Annotated in this window: 15 protein-coding genes; 10 read left to right on the top strand and 5 right to left on the bottom strand. The window is 71.3% G+C overall.

Annotated features, from left to right (window positions below):
• The first annotated feature begins 52 nt into the window (after positions 1–52).
• The 6 genes from murJ (at position 53) to BXA11_RS34965 (ending at position 6,201) form a co-directional block, all read left to right on the top strand.
• The gene (murJ, locus tag BXA11_RS34990; RefSeq protein WP_076441502.1) at positions 53–1,711 is read left to right on the top strand and encodes a murein biosynthesis integral membrane protein MurJ; all 1,659 of its coding nucleotides are present in this window, start codon (positions 53–55) and stop codon (positions 1,709–1,711) included.
• A gap of 46 nt (positions 1,712–1,757) precedes the next feature.
• Positions 1,758–2,870 (top strand): glycosyltransferase family 4 protein, encoded by a 1,113-nt coding sequence (locus BXA11_RS34985; RefSeq protein WP_076441500.1) that lies wholly within the window; start codon positions 1,758–1,760, stop codon positions 2,868–2,870.
• A gap of 295 nt (positions 2,871–3,165) precedes the next feature.
• Positions 3,166–4,179, top strand: coding sequence for a TerC family protein (locus BXA11_RS34980; RefSeq protein ID WP_063754591.1), 1,014 nt, complete (start codon positions 3,166–3,168; stop codon positions 4,177–4,179).
• Between the two features lie 138 nt (positions 4,180–4,317).
• The gene (locus BXA11_RS34975; RefSeq protein WP_076441498.1) at positions 4,318–4,977 is read left to right on the top strand and encodes a phosphatidylserine decarboxylase; all 660 of its coding nucleotides are present in this window, start codon (positions 4,318–4,320) and stop codon (positions 4,975–4,977) included.
• Positions 4,964–5,803, top strand: coding sequence for a CDP-diacylglycerol--serine O-phosphatidyltransferase (pssA, locus tag BXA11_RS34970; protein WP_076441496.1), 840 nt, complete (start codon positions 4,964–4,966; stop codon positions 5,801–5,803). The genes BXA11_RS34975 and pssA overlap by 14 nt, the downstream gene beginning before the upstream one ends.
• A gap of 101 nt (positions 5,804–5,904) precedes the next feature.
• Positions 5,905–6,201: a hypothetical protein gene (locus BXA11_RS34965; RefSeq protein ID WP_030507339.1), complete on the top strand. Its 297-nt coding sequence runs from the start codon at positions 5,905–5,907 to the stop codon at positions 6,199–6,201.
• A gap of 63 nt (positions 6,202–6,264) precedes the next feature.
• Here the strand turns inward: BXA11_RS34965 and menC are convergent, their stop codons facing one another.
• From menC to BXA11_RS34945, 4 genes are all read right to left on the bottom strand, one after another.
• Positions 6,265–7,365 carry an o-succinylbenzoate synthase gene (gene menC, locus BXA11_RS34960; RefSeq protein WP_076441494.1) on the bottom strand — a complete coding sequence of 367 codons (1,101 nt, stop codon included), beginning with the start codon at positions 7,363–7,365 and terminating at the stop codon, positions 6,265–6,267.
• Between the two features lie 67 nt (positions 7,366–7,432).
• Positions 7,433–8,839 carry a GntT/GntP/DsdX family permease gene (locus BXA11_RS34955; protein WP_076441492.1) on the bottom strand — a complete coding sequence of 469 codons (1,407 nt, stop codon included), beginning with the start codon at positions 8,837–8,839 and terminating at the stop codon, positions 7,433–7,435.
• A gap of 297 nt (positions 8,840–9,136) precedes the next feature.
• On the bottom strand, positions 9,137–9,781 hold the full coding sequence (locus tag BXA11_RS34950) for an MBL fold metallo-hydrolase (RefSeq protein WP_076441489.1): 645 nt from the start codon (positions 9,779–9,781) through the stop codon (positions 9,137–9,139).
• Between the two features lie 12 nt (positions 9,782–9,793).
• Entirely contained in the window at positions 9,794–10,654 is an 861-nt protein-coding gene (locus BXA11_RS34945) for a maleylpyruvate isomerase family mycothiol-dependent enzyme (RefSeq protein WP_076441487.1), read from the bottom strand.
• A gap of 272 nt (positions 10,655–10,926) precedes the next feature.
• Here BXA11_RS34945 and uvrA point away from each other — a divergent pair, with 272 nt between their 5' ends.
• Both uvrA and BXA11_RS34935 read left to right on the top strand, forming a co-directional pair.
• On the top strand, positions 10,927–13,767 hold the full coding sequence (gene uvrA, locus BXA11_RS34940; RefSeq protein WP_030507334.1) for an excinuclease ABC subunit UvrA: 2,841 nt from the start codon (positions 10,927–10,929) through the stop codon (positions 13,765–13,767).
• A 165-nt stretch (positions 13,768–13,932) separates the two neighbouring features.
• Positions 13,933–14,373, top strand: a complete 441-nt coding sequence (locus BXA11_RS34935) for a Rieske (2Fe-2S) protein (protein ID WP_143734697.1) — start codon at positions 13,933–13,935, stop codon at positions 14,371–14,373.
• Between the two features lie 155 nt (positions 14,374–14,528).
• Here the strand turns inward: BXA11_RS34935 and BXA11_RS34930 are convergent, their stop codons facing one another.
• Positions 14,529–15,242 carry a TetR/AcrR family transcriptional regulator gene (locus BXA11_RS34930; RefSeq protein ID WP_076441483.1) on the bottom strand — a complete coding sequence of 238 codons (714 nt, stop codon included), beginning with the start codon at positions 15,240–15,242 and terminating at the stop codon, positions 14,529–14,531.
• A 53-nt stretch (positions 15,243–15,295) separates the two neighbouring features.
• On the opposite strand from BXA11_RS34930, the gene BXA11_RS34925 reads away from it, so the two are divergent.
• Complete coding sequence (locus BXA11_RS34925) at positions 15,296–16,504, top strand: FAD-dependent oxidoreductase (protein WP_076441481.1); 1,209 nt, start codon at positions 15,296–15,298, stop codon at positions 16,502–16,504.
• 203 nt (positions 16,505–16,707) lie between these two features.
• On the top strand, positions 16,708–18,744 hold the full coding sequence (uvrC, locus tag BXA11_RS34920; protein ID WP_076441479.1) for an excinuclease ABC subunit UvrC: 2,037 nt from the start codon (positions 16,708–16,710) through the stop codon (positions 18,742–18,744).
• The last annotated feature ends 257 nt before the right edge of the window (positions 18,745–19,001 follow it).

Genomic DNA, 19,001 nt, shown 5'->3' with positions numbered 1-19,001 from the left:
ATGGGTGAGCGGCGTGGATGAGTGGCATCGGTAAGCGGCATGGGTAAGCGGCATGGTTAGACGGCTCGGGGCGGGGATCGCGGGGGCGGCGGTCCTCATCGGGGTCATCACGGTCCTGGCGCGGGTGACCGGCTTCGCCAAGCAGTTGGCGTTCGCGCGCACGGTCGGCACGAACTGCCTGGCCACCGCCTACTACACGGCCAACAACGTGCCGAACATCGTCTTCGAGGTCGTGGTGGGCGGCGCGCTCGCCGGGATGGTCGTCCCGGTGCTCGCCGGCGCCGCCGCCAGAGCGGACGGCGAGGCGCGTGCGGAGGTCGGCCGGATCGCCTCCGCGCTGCTGACCTGGGTGGTCGTGCTGCTGGTGCCGCTCGCGGCGCTGACCGCCGTGGTCGCGGCGCCGGTGGCGCGGATGCTGGTCGGCTCCGAGATGAGGGGATGCGACATCGGCCAGGTCGCCGCCGTGGCCGCGCGCATGCTGGTCGTCTTCGCCCCGCAGATCCCGTTGTACGGCATGGCCGTGGTGCTCTACGGCGTGCTGCAGGCCCATCGACGGTTCTCGGGGCCGGCGCTGGCGCCGCTCGTGTCGAGCGTGGTGGTCATCGTCGCCTACCTGGCCTTCGGGCCGCTCAGCGGCGGCCACAGGGACCCCGCGACCGTGCCCGCGCCGGCCGAGATCGCGCTGTCGGCGGGAACGACGCTCGGCGTGCTGGCCCTGGTCGTCACCGTGGTGGGGCCGGCGTGGCGGCTCGGCCTGCGGTGGCGGCCCACGCTCCGCTTTCCCGAGGGCGTCGCCGTACAGGTGCGGCGGCTCGCCCTGGCCGGGCTGAGCGCGCTGGTCGCCCAGCAGGCCGCGGCGGCGATCCTGATTCCCGTCGCCAACCGCGTCGGCGGGGGCGCGTTGCCCGCCTACAACTACGCGTGGGCGATCTACCAGGTGCCGTACGCCGTGCTCGCGGTGCCCATCGCGACCAGCGCCTTCCCCGCGCTCGCCGCGCGGGCGCAGGCCGGCGACGAGGGCGAGGGCTTCGCGGCGCTGGCGGCGCGGACGACCCGCGCGGTCGTGCTGGTCTGCGGCCTGGCGGCCGGCGCGCTCGCCGCGGTCGCGGTGCCGGTCGCGCACGTCTTCCTCGCCCAGGCCGACACCGAGGTCGCCGCGGCGGAGTTCGCCCGGGGGATCGCGCTGTTCGCGCCGGGGCTCATCGGGTATGGCCTGGTGGCCCACCTGAGCCGGGTGCTGTACGCCGCGGGACAGGGCAGGGCGGCGGCCAGGGGACAGGTCGCCGGGTGGCTGGTCGTGGCCGTGGCTCAGGTGGCGTTCGTCCTCGTGCTGCCGGACGGCTGGGGCCTGGGCGGGCTCGCGCTCGGCCAGGCGACCGGCATGACGGTGGGGGCCGGGCTGCTGCTGGCCTCGGTCGTGCGGGCGCGAGGGGCGCGGGCCGTCCAGGGCGTCCCGCGGGCTGTCCTGGGCGCCCTGCTGGGCGGCGGTGCGGGTTTCCTCGCGGGCGTGGCGGCCGCCCGGCTTCCCCTGTCGGGCGAGGGCCCGTGGGGCGGACTCCTGACGGCCGCCGTGGCCGGTCTGGCGGCCGTGGTCGCGGGGGTCCTCGTCACCGCGCTCGTGGACCGCCGGGACCTGACCGCCGCCCTGTCCGGAGTGAGGCGCGGCAGAGGCGCGAGCCCGGCGGCCCCGCCCGCCGAGGAGTCGGTATGAGCGAGCGGACCCGTAGACCGCTGCGAGCCGGAGGTGAGGAGAGGGCATGAGTCGCATCGTGCTCGTGCTGGGATCGAGCGTGGGCGGCGTGGCCCGGCACGTGCGGATGCTCGCCGGCGGGCTCGTCACACGGGGGCACCGGGTGCTGGTCGCGGGTCCCGGCGACACCGAGGAGACGTTCTCCTTCACCGCCACCGGCGCGGGCTTCGCCGAGGTGGACATCGCCGACAGGCCGCACCCCGCGCACGACCTGCGGACCGCCCTGCGCCTGCGCAGGCTCGCCCGCGGCGCGGACGTAGTCCACGCCCACGGCCTGCGGGCGGGCGCGCTGGCCGCACTCGCCCTCGTCGGGGCGCGGGGATGGCCGCGACTCGTGGTCACCCTGCACAACGCGGTCACGGCGGGCGGCGCGATCGGCGCGGTCTACCGGCTGCTGGAACGGATCGTCGCCCGGCGGGCGGACCGCGTTCTGGCGATCTCGCCGGACGTCGCGGAGCGCATGCGGGCCAGAGGCGCCAGGGGAGTGGACCTCGCGGTGGTGCCCGCGCCGCCGCTCGCCGAACCCGCCCGCCCGGCCGAGGACGTGCGGGCCGAGATCGCGGCCCGGCTGCCCGGCGCCGCGGACGCGCCGCGGACGCTGCAGGAACGGCCGATCGTGCTCACGGTCGCCCGCCTGGCCCAGCAGAAGGGCCTGGAGACGCTGCTCGACGCGGCGGCCGGGCCCTACAAGGGGGACCCGGTCTTCGTGATCGCGGGCGACGGGCCGCTGCGCGAGGAGCTGCAGGCCCGCGTCGAGGCCGAGGAACTGCCCGTGGTCCTGTACGGCTGGGCCGAGCCGGCCGACCTGCTCCAGGTCGCGACGGCGGTGATCGTGCCCAGCAGATGGGAGGGGCAGCCGCTGAGCGTCCAGGAGGCGCTGCGGGCGGGCAGGCCGATCATCGCGACGCGGGTGGGCGGCGTGCCCCGGATGGTGGGCGAGGCGGCCCTGCTGGTGCCCCCACAGGACCCCGGCGCACTGAGCCGCGAGATCGGCCGCCTGCTCGGTGATCCCGCTCTGGCCGCCCGCCTCGCGGAGGCGTCCGTACGGCGCGGCCGGGAACTGCCCGACGAGGACGCGGCGCTGCGTGCGGTGCTCGCGGCGTACGGGCTGGCGTCGTAGCGGCGACTTCGTGATGGCGACCATGGGTACCGGGAGGGTGCGACCACCCTCTCGCGCCGGTGACACAAGACCGTCGGGCTGGTGAGTCGCCTCCTGTTCTCGCCGATGACCGCCGATGTTCCGGCGAGGATTAGGTGAGGCTAAGCCTGATCCATATACTGGACGGGTTGGGGGGGAGTATCCCTTCGCGGCGGTTCCGTCATCACGGTGTCAGCACCCGGGGCCGTCGGTCCGCCGTGCGCGTACGGGCGGGAGAGACCTCCGGCAGTGTGTTCAGCGCGCGCCGGAGGTAGTCGTGGTACATGCGCCCTTGTGGTTGTGGGCCCTGGTCATCGTTGGTCTCGTCATCGTGGTCGCCGTTGATCTGTGGATCGTCGATCGTGGTGAACCACGTGAGTTCTCGATGCGGCAGGCGGGCATCTGGGTGGGCTTCTACGTCTGCCTGGCCGTGTTGTTCGGCATCGGGTTAACGATTTGGGCCGGAGCCGGGACAGGCGGGGAGTTCTTCGCGGGCTATCTGACGGAATACAGCCTCAGCGTCGACAACCTGTTCATCTTCTACATCATCATGACCCGCTTCGGGGTGCCCCGGATCTACCAGCACAAGGTCCTGCTGGTCGGCATCGTCCTGGCGCTCGTCATGCGTGGGATCTTCATCGCCATCGGCGCCGCCGCGCTGAGCCGCTTCGGCTGGCTGCTGTACGCGTTCGGGGCCTTCCTCATCTACACGGCGTACACGCTGGTCAGGGACCACAACAAGCAGGACGAGGAGTTCAACGAGAACATCCTCCTGCGCTGGGCCCGGCGGGTCTTCCCGACCACCCCCGACTACGTCGGCTCCCGGGTGACCGTTCGGGTGGACGGCAGGCGCATGGTGACGCCGATGCTGATCGTGATGATCGCCATCGGCACCACGGATCTGTTGTTCGCCCTCGACTCGATTCCCGCCATCTTCGGGCTCACGAAGGCGGCCTTCATCGTGTTCTCCGCGAACGCGTTCGCCCTGATGGGACTGCGTCAGCTCTACTTCCTGCTCGGCGGACTGCTGCAGCGGCTGGTCTACATCAGCTACGGATTGGCGTTCATCCTCGGTTTCATCGGGGTTAAGCTGATTCTTGAAGCACTTCACGAGAACGAGGTCTCCTGGGCCCCGCAGGTCCCCATCTGGGTATCGCTGGCGGTCATCGGGGTGACCATGGCCGTGACCACCGTCGCCAGTCTCATCAAGGCTCGCCGCGACGACAGGACCATTACTCCGGCAGAAGCCTCTCAGACGGAGGCGTCTCAGGCGGAAGCCCCGCAGGGCTAGCGAAACGGGCACTCACCCTGTTTGCTTGTTCTCGTTGTGCCACGCATTGACTGCCGGATCGGTAATATCGATCGCTAGCTCGCATGCCGGTCCATAGTCGCCAGAAGAGTACAAAGGTCATCTGTGTCCAACGAATCGTTGCCCCGCGGCCCTGAATCCGGGATCGCGGGAAGTGCCCGGGGCCGGGTCAGGCTCGCGCGCGGGGTGTCCCCGTGGCTGGCTCCGACCGCCGCGGCGGCAGCCGTCACCGCCGTTCTCACCCGCAGGTCGCCCCGGTGGGCGCTGGCCGCGGCGCCGCTCGCCGCCCTCACCGGCGGGATGCTGTGGTTCTTCCGCGACCCCGAGCGCGCGCTGGGCGAGGGCAGGCTCATCTCGCCCGCCGACGGCGTCGTGCAGAGCATCGACCCGTGGCCGGACGGCCGCACCCGGGTAGCGATCTTCATGAGCCCGCTCAACGTGCACGTCAACCGGGCGCCCGCCGACGGCATGATCACCTCGGTCGAGCACGTGCCCGGCGGCTTCGTGCCCGCGTTCAACAAGGACAGCGACAAGAACGAGCGCGTCGTCTGGCATTTCGACACCGCGCTCGGGGACATCGAGATGGTGCAGATCGCCGGCGCCGTCGCGCGCCGCATCGTGCCGTACCTGTTCGCGGGCGCCAAGGTCGCCCAGGGCGAGCGGGTCGGACTGATCCGTTTCGGCTCCCGGGTGGACCTCTACCTGCCCGAGGGCATCAGGCCGGCGGTCACCGTCGGCACCCGGACCGTCGCGGGGGTGACGCGCCTTGACCACGTCTGACCTCGGAGCCGAGGCCTCCTGGCCGGTGGAGGGGGTGGATGAGGAGCCGCGCGGGCCCGTAGGCAAGGCCTTCCGCCTGTCGGCCGCCGACTCCCTCTCGCTCGGCAACGCACTCAGTGGGTTCCTCGCCGTCTGTGTGCTCGCCTGGTCGGCGATCAGCGACCTGCAGGCCAGCGGCAAGTTCGCCCCCGACCCGCGCTTCTTCGGCACGGCCGTGGTGCTGCTGCTCATCGGCGCGACCTGCGACCTGTTCGACGGCCTGGTGGCCAGGAAGTTCCGCGCGTCCGCGATGGGCGCCGAGCTGGACAACCTCGCCGACGTGATCAGCTTCGGCTTCGCGCCCGCCTTCATGGTGGTGATCTGGGCCGGCTTCTCCGGCAAGCTCCCGCTGTGGCTGGTGCTGTGCGCGGCCGGGTCCGTGCTGCTCGCCGGCGTCGTACGGCTGGCCCGCTTCGCCTGCGTGAAGACCAAGAGCGGCGACTTCATGGGCCTGCCGATCCCCATGGGCGCGATGACCGTGGTGTCGATCGTGCTGCTCTTCCAGCCGAACTACGTCACGCTCGCCGCCATCTTCGGCGTGGCCTGGCTCATGGTGAGCCGCATCGAGTACCCCAAGCCCAAGGGCAATCTGGCCGCCGTCGTGCTGGCCTGGATGCTGATCAACGTCGCCTGCCTGATGATCTGGGCGGCCGGTCTCGCGGGCGGCGACCAGCTCATCAAGGTGGGCGCCACGATGCAGATCGCGATCGTGTCCGCCATTCCGCTTCGCGTTCTCATGTTCAAACAGCAGCAGCGCAGGGAACGACGCTCGGAGAACGCGGGCTGACGTCGTCGCACGGACAGGGCCCCGGTCGGCTGGGGCCCGCCACCTTGGGCCCGGGCCAATCACGTGGAGAAAACGCCTAGTCCAATGGAGCCCTGGTCGCCATGCCTCGTGAGCACACCCGGACGTACTTCCTCGGCAAACTAGCCCGGGAGCTTGAGCTGCGCGGCCTGGAGGCGTCCCTGCGCCCCGACCCGCCGTCGCTCAAGGTCCGCGACCCGGACGCGGCGCTGTTCACCGAGACCGTGGACTGCGTCGCGATGTCGGACGGCTGGTTCTACCGCTGGTCCTGGGGCGACGTGGTGGAGAGCGCGGAGGAGCCCGCGCTCGCGGCCGACCGCATCGTGAAGGTCTTCACCACCGGCGAGCCCCGGCCGCACCCTGCTCTCGGCGACGCCTGACGGGTCGCAGCCTGCTCTGGGCGACGTGCCCTGGCCTCGGCGACGTCTGACCGGTTCTGGGCGTCACAGCCGGATCCACTCCGTCGCCGTGGTGACCTCGTCCAGAATGTCCGGTACGGGGTCCACGCCCAGCCCCGGGCCGTCGGGAACGTCGAGGTGCCCGCCGTCCAGCTCGAACGGCGGCGTCACGTCGGTGTGGAAATAGCGCCGCGAGGCGGAGGTGTCGCCCGGAAGCGTGAAGCCGGGCAGCGCGGCCAGCGCGACGTTGCCCGCCCGTCCGATCCCGGTCTCCAGCATGCCGCCGCACCAGACCACGACGCCGTGTGCGCGGCACAGGTCGTGGATGCGCCGGGCCTCCAGATAACCGCCCACCCGCCCCGGCTTGATGTTGACCACCGAGCACGCGCCGAGGCTGACGGCCGCCGCCGCGTGGGCGGCCGACTCGATGGACTCGTCCAGGCAGATCGGCGTGCGAATCGACCGGGCGAGCCGGGCGTGCTGCACCAGGTCGTCGTCGGCCAGCGGCTGCTCGATGAGCAGGAGGTCGAAGTCGTCCAGCCGGGCCAGATGACGGGCGTCCGCGAGCGTGTAGGCCGCGTTGGCGTCCACCTGGAGCAGCAGCTCCTCCCCGAACCGCTCCCGGACGGCGCGGACCGGTGTCACGTCCCACCCCGGCCCGATCTTCAGCTTGACCCGTACGTACCCCTCCTCGACGTACGCCCCGACGGTGTCGAGCAGTTCGGCCACCGAGCCCATGATCCCGACAGAGACGCCGCAGGGGACGCGGTCGCGGGTGGCGCCCAGGTAGCGCGCGAAGGACTCACCGGTGATCCGGAGCGACGCGTCGAGCACCGCGGCCTCCAGCGCCGCCTTGGCCATCCGGTGGCCCTTGAACGGCGCGAGGGCGGGACCGACGGCCTGGGGGTCCAGGTCGCGAGGGAGCGCGGGGATCAGGAAACGCCGCAGCACGTCGGCCGCCGCGTCCACGTACTCCGACGAGTACAGCGGCTCGGACATCGCCACGCACTCGCCCCAGCCCTCGGCCTCCGGCGTCACGACCCGCACCAGTAGGACGTCGCGGCTGGTCTCGGTGCCGAACGACGTCCGGAACGGCGCGACGAGCGGCATCGCGATCCGGCGCAGTTCGATTCCAGTGATCTCCATGAGGTGCCCGGGCTCCAGGGGTAGGACGGTGTGCGCCGACCACTATACGGACGCCCTTTCGCGGTCCTCAGATCACCAGCCCGAGCAGGAGCACGCAGCAGAACGACACCACCGAGATGATCGCCTCCATGACCGACCAGCTCCTGATCGTCTCGCCCACGGACATCCCGAGGTACTCCTTGACCAGCCAGAACCCGGCGTCGTTCACATGGGAGAAGAACAGCGACCCGGCGCCGATGGCGAGCACGAGCAGAGCGACGTGGGCGGGGGAGAGCCCGGCCGCCAGCGGAGCGGCGATCCCGGCGGCGGAGATCGTGGCGACCGTGGCCGAACCGGTGGCCAGCCGGATCCCGACGGCGATCAGCCAGCCGAGCACGAGAACGGGCACGTTCGCGCCCTGCGCGGCCTCGCCGATGACCTTCCCGACGCCTGAGTCGACCAGGGTCTGCTTGAATCCTCCGCCCGCGCCCACGATGAGCAGGATCCCGGCGATCGGCGGCAGCGAGTCGGCGATCGCCGAGGAGATCCGGGCCCGGCCGAAGCCGGCGGCGCGGCCCAGCGTGAACATCGCCACGATCACGCCGATCAGCAGGGCGATCAGGGGAGTGCCGAGGACCTCGAACACGGTCCGTACGACGTGGCCCTCCGGCAGGACGATCTCCACGACGGCCCGGCCCAGCATCAGCAGGACCGGCAGCAGGATCGTGGCCACCGTGACGCCGAACCCCGGCCGGGGCCGGTCTCGGTCCTCCGGTTCCGTGTCCTCGGAATCCTGAACCTGCTCGCGTTCGAGGCGTTCTGGCGGTGCCGGCCGCACCCATCGGGCGGCGAACCTGGCGAACAGCGGGCCGGACACGATCACCGTCGGGATCGCCACCAGCAGGCCCAGCCCGAGCGTGAGCCCGAGGTCGGCCTTGAGCGTGTCGATCGCGACCAGCGGCCCGGGGTGCGGAGGCACCAGGCCGTGCAGGACGGACAGGCCCGCCAGGGCGGGCATCGCGATCAGCAGCAGCGGACGGCCACTGCGCCGGGCCACCAGCAGGATGACGGGGATCAGCAGGACCAGTCCGATCTCGAAGAACATCGGCAGCCCGATGAGCACCGCGATGAGCGTCATCGCCCACGGCAGGGCGCGGTCGCTGCTGCGCCGCAGGATGCCGTCCACGATCTCCTCGGCCCCGCCCGAGTCGGCCAGCAGCTTGCCCAGCATCGCCCCGAGGGCGATGAGCACGCCGACGCCGGCCACGGTCGAGCCGAGCCCGGCGGAGAAGCTGTCGATCAGCTTCTCGGGGGCCATCCCGGCCACGAGGCCGAGCACGCCCGAGCCGAGCGCGAGGGCGAGGAACGGGTGGGTCCGCAGCTTCGTGATCAGCAGCACGATGACCGCGATGCCGGCCAGGGCGGCCACGATGAGGCGGGTGTCGTGACCGCTCCACGCGGCCGCGCTCGCGAGGGGGGTCACGAGGGGGGTCATCCGGGGCTCCTCCGACGGTCCGTACGGTAGCCGCTGCCCCGCAGGAGCTCCCCGAATCATCCGAACGAAATCATGCCGCCCCGGATCATGTGCTGCCCGACCCCACGGCCCCGGGATCGCGGGGGTCTGGGCTCACGTGGTTCCGGAGCGCGGGACGGTCAGGCGGCGTGGTTCGCGCGGTCGCGGCTCGCGGGGGTCCCGGCTCGCGCGGTCCCGGAGCGAGGCAACCGCGGGGCGCGGGGACGAGCCGGCGCCCGCGCTGGGCCGCCGGTCGTCCGGGTGTGCGTCAGGCGTACGTCACCAGCCGCGGGCCTTCCATTCGGGCAGATGCGGCCGCTCGGCGCCGAGCGTGGTGTCCTTGCCGTGGCCGGGGTAGACCCACGTCTCGTCGGGAAGCCGGTCGAAGATCCGTTCCACCACGTCCGTGAACAACTGCTCGAACCGCGCCGGGTCCTTCTGCGTGTTGCCGACGCCGCCGGGGAACAGGGAGTCGCCGGTGAACAGGTGGCGGTCCTGGTAGAGCAGCGCGATCGAGCCGGGGGTGTGGCCGCGCAGGTGGATGACGTCCAGCGTCACCACGCCGACGGTCACCCGGTCGCCGTGCTCGACCTCCCTGGTGACCTCGACCGGCAGCTCGGGGGCGTCGAGAGGGTGGGCGACCGTCTGCGCGCCGGTGGCGCGGGCGACCTCCTTCAGGGCGCCCCAGTGGTCGGGGTGCCGGTGGGTGGTCACGATCGAGCTGATCGGCATGTCGCCGATCAGCTCGATCAGCCGGTCGGGCTCGGCCGCCGCGTCGATCAGCAGCCCGTCGCCGGTCTCGGTGCACCGGAGCAGGTAGGCGTTGTTGCCGAAGCCGCCGACCTCGATCTTCGAGATCGTCAGCCCGGGGACCTCGCGTACGTCGGCGGGTCCGCCCTTGGTGACGTTTCCGGTATAGGTCATGATCGTTCCTCTCTAGTTCCCGGCGGGCGGCCAGGACGACGGTGGTTCGGCGGGCAGTCCCGCCGGGGACGTTCTCGGCCAGGGCGGCGGGGAGGGCAGCTTCCCGGCGGCGTCGCGCCGGACGCCGGCATCGGGAGCGTCGTGCCGGAGGCGGGCATCGGGGGCGTCGTGCCGGATGTGTCCGCGCGGCGCGGCGAGTCGCAGGCCCGTGCCGTCGGTCCTGCCCGCGAACCAGGCCAGCAGCTCACGCGGTGTGCCCTCCACGGCCGGTCCTTCGCCGAGGCCGGTCCACGTTCTCAGGACCTCGCCGGTGCCCGGATCGAGGGCGACGACTTCGCCCACCGGGCTCTCGTCGCCGAGCCAGAGCATCGTGTCGTACAGCTCTCGTCTCACGTACGTCTCGGGCCAGTCGGCCCATCCGTAGCCTGCCCCGAGGTCGGCGTGGTGCACCTCGACCTCCCTGAGCCGGCGGATCGGGACGTACCAGGCGGGGTGGTCGGGCGGGTGCATTCCCGAGACCGGCGTGGTCCACGCCTGAGCGGGCGTCTGCCTGAGGGCCGCGGCGAACCGCTCCGCGCTGTCGCGGAGGTCGGCGAGCTGTTCACCGGCCGGTCGGCCGGCGCCCGCCTCGATGCCGGCCTCGCGGGCCCGCGCCGATGCGTACTGCGGCGTCCGCACGCCCGTCCGTGCCCAGGTCAGCAGGTTGACGCAGCTGTCGGCGTTGCGGGCGACGTGCGTGAGCACGTGTCCCCTCGTCCACCCGGGCAGCAGGGACGGCGCGCGGAGATCCTCGTCGGTGAGGCGGGCGACGGTCGCCAGCAGGCGTTCGGTCGCCTCGGCCAGCTCCCGCTCGGTCTCGTCGATAACGGACATGGGAAGAATGATGGACCCTGGAGTCCCGTGCCGCCGTCCTCCTAACCGCGCGGGAAGAGGACGGCGTGACCGGCGGTTGTATGAGCAGGGGTTTCGCGCGGATGCCGGGCGCGGGTTTGACGAAGCTCATACCCTGGTTCACGGAGCGTGTCCCACGGAAGCACGCGGGGCCGCCCTCTCCGGCCGCCGGACGATGCCCCCCGAAATTGTCGGTGGCTCTGGATAGCCTGCCCGTGCACCTCCATTCACCTCATCGACCTATCGGGACCACCGTGGCTGACCGCCTGATCGTGCGTGGCGCACGCGAACACAACCTCAAAGACGTCTCGCTCGACCTCCCGCGAGACGCTCTGATCGTCTTCACGGGGCTCTCGGGCTCCGGCAAGTCCAGCCTGGCCTTCGACACGATCTTCGCCGAGGGGCAGCGCCGGTACGTGGAGTCCCTGTCCGCGTACGCCCGGCAGTTCCTGGGTCAGATGGACAAGCCCGATGTTGACTTCATCGAGGGCCTTTCCCCGGCCGTCTCCATCGACCAGAAGTCCACCAGCCGCAACCCCCGTTCGACCGTCGGCACGATCACCGAGGTCTACGACTACCTGCGTCTGCTCTGGGCGCGCATCGGCAAGCCGCACTGCCCGCAGTGCGGACGCCCGATCGCCCGCCAGACGCCGCAGCAGATCGTGGACCGTGTGCTCGAACTGGAGGAGGGCACCCGCTTCCAGGTCCTCGCCCCGATCATCCGCGGCCGCAAGGGCGAGTACGCCGAGCTGTTCCGCGAGCTGCAGACCAAGGGCTACGCCCGCGCCCGCGTGGACGGCACGATCGTGCGCCTGGAGGAGCCGCCCACCCTCAAGAAGTACGAGAAGCACGACATCGAAGTGATCGTCGACCGGCTGTCGGTCAAGGAGAGCGCGCGGCGCAGGCTCACCGACTCGGTGGAGACCGCGCTGCAGCTGTCCGGCGGCACGATCACGCTCGACTTCGTCGACCTCCCCGACGACGACCCCAACCGTGAGCGTTTCTATTCCGAGCACCTCTACTGCCCCTACGACGACCTGTCGTTCGAGGAGCTGGAGCCCCGGTCGTTCTCGTTCAACTCGCCCTTCGGAGCCTGCCCGGAGTGCACCGGCCTCGGCACCCGCATGGAGGTCGACCCCGACCTCCTCGTGCCCGACCCCGAGCGCACGCTCGGCGACGGCGCGATCAGCCCGTGGGCGAACGGCCACACCAGCGACTACTTCGTACGGCTCCTGGAGGCGCTGGGCAACGCGCTCGGCTTCGACCTCGACACCCCGTGGGAGCGGCTGCCGAAGAAGGCGCAGAAGGCGATCCTGCACGGCCACGACGAGCAGGTCCACATCCGCTACAGCAACCGGTACGGCAGGCAGCGGTCCTACTACACCGAGTTCGAGGGCGTGATCCCCTGGGTCCAGCGCCGGCACGCCGAGTCGGAGAGCGACGCAAGCCGTGAGCGGTTCGAGGGCTTCATGCGCGAGGTGCCCTGCCCGGCGTGCAAGGGCCGCCGCCTCAAGCCGGTCTCGCTGGCCGTGACCGTGGGGGACGCCTCGATCGCCGAGGTCTCGGGGATGTCGATCGCCGACTGCGCCAAGTTCCTGTCCGGCCTGCGGCTGTCCGAGCGGGACATGCACATCGCCGAGCGGGTGGTCAAGGAGATCAACGCCCGGCTGGGCTTCCTGCTCGACGTCGGCCTCGACTACCTCACGCTCGACCGGGCGGCCGGCACGCTGGCGGGCGGCGAGGCGCAGCGGATCCGCCTGGCCACCCAGATCGGCTCCGGCCTGGTCGGCGTGCTGTACGTGCTGGACGAGCCGTCCATCGGCCTGCACCAGCGGGACAACCAGCGCCTGCTCGAGACGCTGATCCGGCTGCGCGATATGGGTAACACGCTGATCGTGGTCGAGCACGACGAGGACACGATCGCCGCCGCCGACTGGGTGGTCGACATCGGCCCCGGCGCGGGCGAGCACGGCGGCCAGGTCGTCGTGTCCGGCACCGTGCAGGACCTGCTCGCCAGCGAGGAGTCGCTGACCGGTGCGTACCTGTCGGGCCGCAAGGCGATCACCGCGCCGGAGATCCGGCGCCCGCGGGACAAGAAGCGGCAACTCGTCGTGAAGGGCGCCCGTGAGCACAACCTGAAGGGGGTGGACGTCGAGTTCCCGCTCGGCGTCTTCACCGCGGTCACCGGCGTCTCGGGGTCCGGCAAGTCCACGCTGGTCAACGACATCCTTTACGCCGCGCTGGCCAAGGAGCTGAACGGCGCGAAGACCGTGCCGGGACGGCACTCCCGGGTCGTCGGCACCGATCTGGTGGACAAGGTCGTCCACGTCGACCAGTCGCCGATCGGCCGCACGCCGAGGTCCAACCCGGCGACGTACACGGGTGTGTTCGACCACGTGCGCAAGCTGTTCGCGGCCACGACCGAGGCGAAGGTCCGCGGTTATCTGCAGGGCCGGTTCAGCTTCAACGTCAAGGGCGGGCGCTGCGAGGCGTGCTCCGGCGACGGCACCATCAAGATCGAGATGAACTTCCTGCCGGACGTCTACGTCCCCTGTGAGGTCTGCCACGGCGCCCGGTACAACCGGGAGACGCTGGAGGTCCACTACAAGGGCAAGACGATCTCCGAGGTCCTCGACATGCCGATCGAGGAGGCGCTGGAGTTCTTCGAGGCGATCCCCGCGATCCGCCGTCACCTGCAGACGCTGAACGACGTCGGTCTCGGTTACGTACGGCTGGGCCAGCCCGCGACCACGCTGTCCGGCGGCGAGGCGCAGCGGGTGAAGCTCGCCTCCGAGTTGCAGCGGCGTTCGACCGGCCGCACGGTGTACGTGCTGGACGAGCCCACCACCGGCCTGCACTTCGAGGACATCAGGCGGCTTCTCGGCGTGCTCAACCGGCTCGTGGACGCCGGCAACACGGTGATCGTGATCGAGCACAACCTCGACGTCATCAAGACCGCCGACTGGATCGTCGACATGGGACCCGAGGGCGGGTCCGGCGGCGGCAAGGTGATCGCCGCCGGCACGCCCGAGGCGATCGCCCGGGTCGAGGAGAGCCACACCGGCACGTTCCTGCGCAAGATCTTGGGCGTATGAGTATTCGTCTCATTATTTCTCCCTACTCTTCTCCTTCCGACCGCGTCACTCTGAACCGGCCACGGGGTGATGGCCGTACCTGAGGACACACGGGGTGACGCGTCGCGCAGGGGAAGGACCCGGGGCCGTGGACGTCCCGGGCCGCCGCATCAGGGAAGGATGAGCATGACGGATACGACACGCCGGGCCGTGATCTTCGGTGCCGGAGGCGCCGGGCTGGCCGTGGCGCTGAGCGCGTGCGGCGCCTCCGACGGGGACATGACGGCGTCGGCGGACCAGGACGGGTCCCAGGGCGGCCAGTCTCAGGCGGCGCAGGGCGGGGGCGAGCTCGCGAAGACCTCCGACATTCCCGAGGGCGGCGGCAAGGTCTTCAAGGACCAGGATGTCGTCGTCACCCAGCCGGCGGCCGGCGAGTTCAAGGCGTTCAGCGCGACCTGCACCCACCAGGGCTGTCCGGTCGGCAGCGTCTCGAACAATGAGATCGTCTGCCCGTGCCACGGCAGCAGGTTCAGCGCCAAGGACGGCTCCGTGACGAACGGCCCGGCGGCCAGGCCGCTCGCCGAGAAGAAGATCACGGTGAGCGGCGACAGCATCACCCTCGCTTGACGGCTTGACGGCTTGACGGGTCCGCCGTCTGGGCAGGTCCGGTGCCCGCCCGGCGGGTGACGGGGAGAGCACCTCTCGCCTGAGGGCGCCGAGGGACACCGCCGTCCGTCATCGCGCGGAAGCGTGCGCGATGGCGGGCGGCCGCCCCTCGAATGTCAGCCGGAAATCCGGAACGTCACGCCGGCCGGCCGGGCGAGTCTGGCGGCCACCGCGTCGAGGACCCAGTCCAGCCCGGTGGCGAAGGACACCTCGGCATCCACCTCGTTGCCATCGTGCACGAACCTGGCCAGCGCCGGGAAGCGGCCCGTGGCCAGCAACCTCCTCACATGCGGGCCGGAGGCGTGCTGCCACTCGCGTTCCGACAGGCCCGAGGCACGCTCGGCCCGCAGGTTCGCTATCTCGCGCCTGATCGCGCCGGTGAAGTAGGCGTTGACGGTCTCCACGGCGCGCATGACGGTATCGAGGTCGGTGAGGCCGTCGAAGACGGCCAGCGTGGCCTCGGTCACCGCGAGGGCGTTCGGGCCCAGGGCCGGACGCCCGCCGAGCAGGTCGGCCAGCCATTCGTGACGGAGACAGGCCTGCCTGGTGCGGTGGGCGAGGACGCGCAGCACCTCTCGCCAGTCGCCGGGCTGTTCCTCGGGGAGGATCTCGGCGTAGACCTCGTCCACCATGAGGTCGAACAGCTCCTCCTTGGTGGAGATGTATCCGTACAGCCGCATCGGGCCGACGTCCAGCCGGGCGGCGACCTTGCGCAACGACACCGCTTCCAGCCCGCCCTCGTCGGCCAGCGCGACGGCGGCGGCGACAATGCGCTCCCGGTCGAGCGGCGCGGGGCGAGTCGGCGGCTCCGGCCGGTCCCACACAGTCATGCGTACATCGTACTGTTGCGATACAGCGTCTCGTCAAAATACAGTGTATCGACATGAGACATCGTATCGCCGTGATCGGAGCCGGCCCCGCCGGCCTCACCTTCGCCCGCGTCCTGCACCGCCACGGTCACTCCGTCACGGTCTTCGAACGCGATCCCGCCCCCGACGCCCGTCCTCCGGGCGGCACGCTGGACCTGCACGAGCGGCTCGGCCAGCTCGCGCTGAGCAAGGCGGGGCTGCTGGCGGAGTTCCAGGCGCTGTCCCGTCCCGAGGGGCAGGCCATGCGCATCCTGGACACGGACGGGTCCGTCCTCCGTGACTGGCAACCCCGTCCTGATGACCACGCCAATCCCGAGATCGACCGCGGGCAACTCCGTGACCTGCTGCTCGGCCCCCTGGACGTCCAGTGGGGGCGGGGCGTGACGGAGGTGGTGCCGGGGGTTCCAGGCGGCGTGCTGGTCCGTTTCGCGGACGGGCGACAGGAGACCTTCGACCTCGTGGTCGGCGCGGACGGCGCCTGGTCCCGGGTCCGCCCGGCGGTCTCGTCCGTGACGCCGCACTACACCGGCGTCACCTTTGTCGAGACCTCCCTGGACGACGTCGACACCCGTCACCCCGACCTCGCCCGGTTGATCGGCGACGGTTCCATGGCCGTGTACGGCGTGAACCGCGGCCTCGTCGCCCAGCGCAACAGCGGCGGCCACGTCAAGGTGTACGCCCAGTTCCGCGCGCCGCTGGACTGGCACGCGAACCCGGACCGGCATCCGAGCCCGGACCGGCGCGCGGACACGGACGCGGACTTTGACGCGGACACGGGCGCGGGCCTGGAGGCGGGACCGGATCCGGTCGGCGCGGAGGCCGTGCGAGCACGTTTGCTGGCGCTGTTCGAGGGCTGGGCCGCTCCGGTCCTCGACCTCCTCCGCCGCGGCGCCGCATTCGTCCAACGCCCCCTATATGTCCTGCCCGTGTCCCACACCTGGGCCCACGTCCGAGGGGTGACGCTCCTGGGCGACGCCGCCCACCTGATGCCCCCGTTGGGGCTGGGCGCGAACCTTGCGATGCTGGAGGGCGCCGAACTCGCCGAGTCCGTCGCCGCCGCCTCCGGCTCCGGCGATCTGGACGAGGTCGTCCGCGCCTTCGAGGAACAGATGTGGGCGCGGGCCGGCAGGTGGGCGAAGATGACGACCGCCGGTCTGGAACGCCTCGTGAGCCCGGACCCCGCCGAAGCCGTCGCCCTATTCGACGAAGTCCACGCATCCTGACCGCCGGCCGGCCGCGAGAGGACCCGCACCGGTGGCTCGTCACGGCTTCACCGGCTCACCGGGCAGACCCTCGACGAGGTCGTCGCCGGAGTCGGCTGACGCCTCCTCCTTGATCTACAACGTAAAGGCCGCGGGTCGCGTCACCGTGACCCGGCTCCGTCGGCGACGGCGGGATTGTCGGTGTAGGCCAGTAGTCTTTGGGTGTGGCGGATCCGGCAACTTATCGACCGGCGCCCGGATCGATCCCTGAGTCGCCAGGCGTCTATCGCTTCCGCGACCCGGCCGGCCGGGTGATCTACGTGGGCAAGGCGAAGAGCCTGCGGCAGCGGCTCAACTCGTACTTCGCGGACTTCGCCGGACTGCACCCGCGGACGCAGACCATGCTGACGACCGCGGCGTCCGTGGACTGGACGGTGGTCGGCACCGAGGTCGAGGCGCTCCAGCTCGAATACTCCTGGATCAAGGAGTTCGACCCCCGGTTCAACGTCAAGTACCGCGACGACAAGTCGTACCCGTACCTGGCCGTGACGATGGGGGAGGACTTCCCCCGGGTGCAGGTGCTGCGCGGGGCCAAGCGGAAGGGCACCCGCTACTTCGGCCCCTACTCGCATGCCTGGGCCATCCGGGAGACCGTCGACCTGCTGCTGCGCGTCTTCCCCGTGCGGACGTGCTCGGCGGGGGTCTTCAAGCGGGCGGGGCAGATCGGGCGGCCCTGCCTGCTGGGATACATCGACAAGTGCTCCGCGCCCTGCGTGGGCCGGGTCACCCCCGAGGAGCACCGCGCCCTCGCCGAGGACTTCTGCGACTTCATGGCCGGCAACACCGGCCGCTTCATCAAGCGGCTGGAGCGCGAGATGCGCGAGGCGGCGGCCGTGGAGGAGTACGAGCGGGCCGCGCGGCTCCGCGACGACGTCCAGGCGCTGCAGCGGGCCCTGGAGAAGCAGACGGTCGTGCTCGGCGACGGCACCGACTGCGACGTGATCGCCCTCGCCGAAGACCCGCTCGAGGCGGCGATCCAGGTCTTCTACGTGCGTGGCGGCCGGATCCGCGGGCAGCGCGGCTGGGTGGTCGACAAGGTCGAGGAGGCCACCCCCGGCGAGCTGGTGGAGCAGTTCCTGCTCCAGATGTACGGCGAGGCGACGATCCCCCGCGAGATCCTCGTCCCGGCGCGGCCCCCGGACGAGGCCGCGCTGATCGAGCTGCTGAGTGAGCAGCGGGGTTCCCGCGTCGACCTGCGCGTTCCCCAGCGCGGTGACAAGAAGAGCCTCATGGAGACGGTGGAGCGCAACGCCAAGGAGTCGCTCGCCCAGCACAAGCTGCGCCGCGCGAGCGACCTGACCACGCGCAGCCGGGCTCTGCAGGAGATCGCCGACGCCCTCGATCTCGACCAGGCGCCGCTGCGGATCGAGTGCTACGACGTGTCGCACATCCAGGGCGAGAACGTCGTCGCCTCGATGGTGGTCTTCGAGGACGGCCTGGCCCGCAAGAGCGAGTATCGCCGCTTCTCCATCAGGACCGGGGAAGGCGACGTCGCTTCGATATACGAGGTCATCTGCCGGCGCTTCAAGCGCTACCTGGAGGAGCGGGCCGCGACGGGCGAGCTGGACGCGGGGACGGACGACGAGGCAGGGCGCGACGCGACAGGGCACGGCGGAGACGGGTACGACGCGAACGGGCACGGCGGAGACGGGTACGACGCGAACGGTTACGGCGCGGCCGGGCGCGGCGGCGCGGCGACGCCGATCGACCCGGAGACCGGCAGGCCCCGCAAGTTCGCCTACCCGCCCAACCTCGTGGTGGTGGACGGCGGCCCGGCGCAGGCGGCGGCGGCCCAGCGTGCCCTGGACGAGCTCGGGATCGACGACATCGCGGTGTGCGGGCTGGCCAAGCGGCTGGAGGAGGTCTGGCTGCCCGGCGACGACCAGCCGGTGATCCTGCCGCGCAGCAGCGAGGGGCTTTACCTGTTACAGCGCGTCCGTGACGAAGCACATAGGTTCGCCATCACCTACCATCGGACGAAGAGGTCGAAATCGCTCAAGGAGAGCGCGCTCGACCACGTGCCGGGTTTGGGCCCGGCACGCCGTCAGGCCCTGCTGCGGCACTTCGGCTCGGTGAAGCGGCTGCGGGAGGCGAGCGCGGAGGAGATCCGTGAGGTCCCCGGCATCGGCCGCGCGACCGCCGAGGCGATCGTCGCGGCACTGCGCGGTGAGAGCCCGTCCCCCGCGGGGCAGGGGTCGTGAGGTGCTCGCGCGAGCACCTCGGCAGGTCCCGCCCCGGCCCCGGCCAGAAGGCAGGGCGCAGAAGGCAGGGCGCAGCGGGCAGGGTGCGGTGGGCAGGGTGCGGTGGGCAGGGTGCGGTGGGCAGGGCGCCGTGGGAGTCGCCCGGCGTGGCGGTGGCGCGATCAGATGAAGAGGTGTCATGCTCCGGCACCAGAGGCCCCTCCCGCGGGGAAGCGGCCCGACCCCCGGCGGGCGGGCCGGCCATCCCCGCGCGGGAT

The organism is Microbispora rosea (assembly GCF_900156315.1).
GTDB lineage: Bacteria > Actinomycetota > Actinomycetes > Streptosporangiales > Streptosporangiaceae > Microbispora > Microbispora rosea.
The sequence above is the reverse complement of the archived record's forward strand: the minus strand, read 5'-3'. Positions and strand labels throughout refer to the sequence as shown.

Excerpts from the sequence above, each read along its gene's own strand:
- BXA11_RS34955 (WP_076441492.1), bottom strand. The coding sequence starts at position 8,839 with ATGACCCCCCTCGTGACCCCCCTCGCGAGCGCGGCCGCGTGGAGCGGT.
- BXA11_RS34985 (WP_076441500.1), top strand. The coding sequence starts at position 1,758 with ATGAGTCGCATCGTGCTCGTGCTGGGATCGAGCGTGGGCGGCGTGGCC.
- BXA11_RS34965 (WP_030507339.1), top strand. The coding sequence starts at position 5,905 with ATGCCTCGTGAGCACACCCGGACGTACTTCCTCGGCAAACTAGCCCGG.
- BXA11_RS34945 (WP_076441487.1), bottom strand. The coding sequence starts at position 10,654 with ATGTCCGTTATCGACGAGACCGAGCGGGAGCTGGCCGAGGCGACCGAA.
- BXA11_RS34925 (WP_076441481.1), top strand. The coding sequence starts at position 15,296 with ATGAGACATCGTATCGCCGTGATCGGAGCCGGCCCCGCCGGCCTCACC.
- menC (WP_076441494.1), bottom strand. The coding sequence starts at position 7,365 with ATGGAGATCACTGGAATCGAACTGCGCCGGATCGCGATGCCGCTCGTC.
- BXA11_RS34930 (WP_076441483.1), bottom strand. The coding sequence starts at position 15,242 with ATGACTGTGTGGGACCGGCCGGAGCCGCCGACTCGCCCCGCGCCGCTC.
- BXA11_RS34950 (WP_076441489.1), bottom strand. The coding sequence starts at position 9,781 with ATGACCTATACCGGAAACGTCACCAAGGGCGGACCCGCCGACGTACGC.
- murJ (WP_076441502.1), top strand. The coding sequence starts at position 53 with ATGGTTAGACGGCTCGGGGCGGGGATCGCGGGGGCGGCGGTCCTCATC.
- BXA11_RS34935 (WP_143734697.1), top strand. The coding sequence starts at position 13,933 with ATGACGGATACGACACGCCGGGCCGTGATCTTCGGTGCCGGAGGCGCC.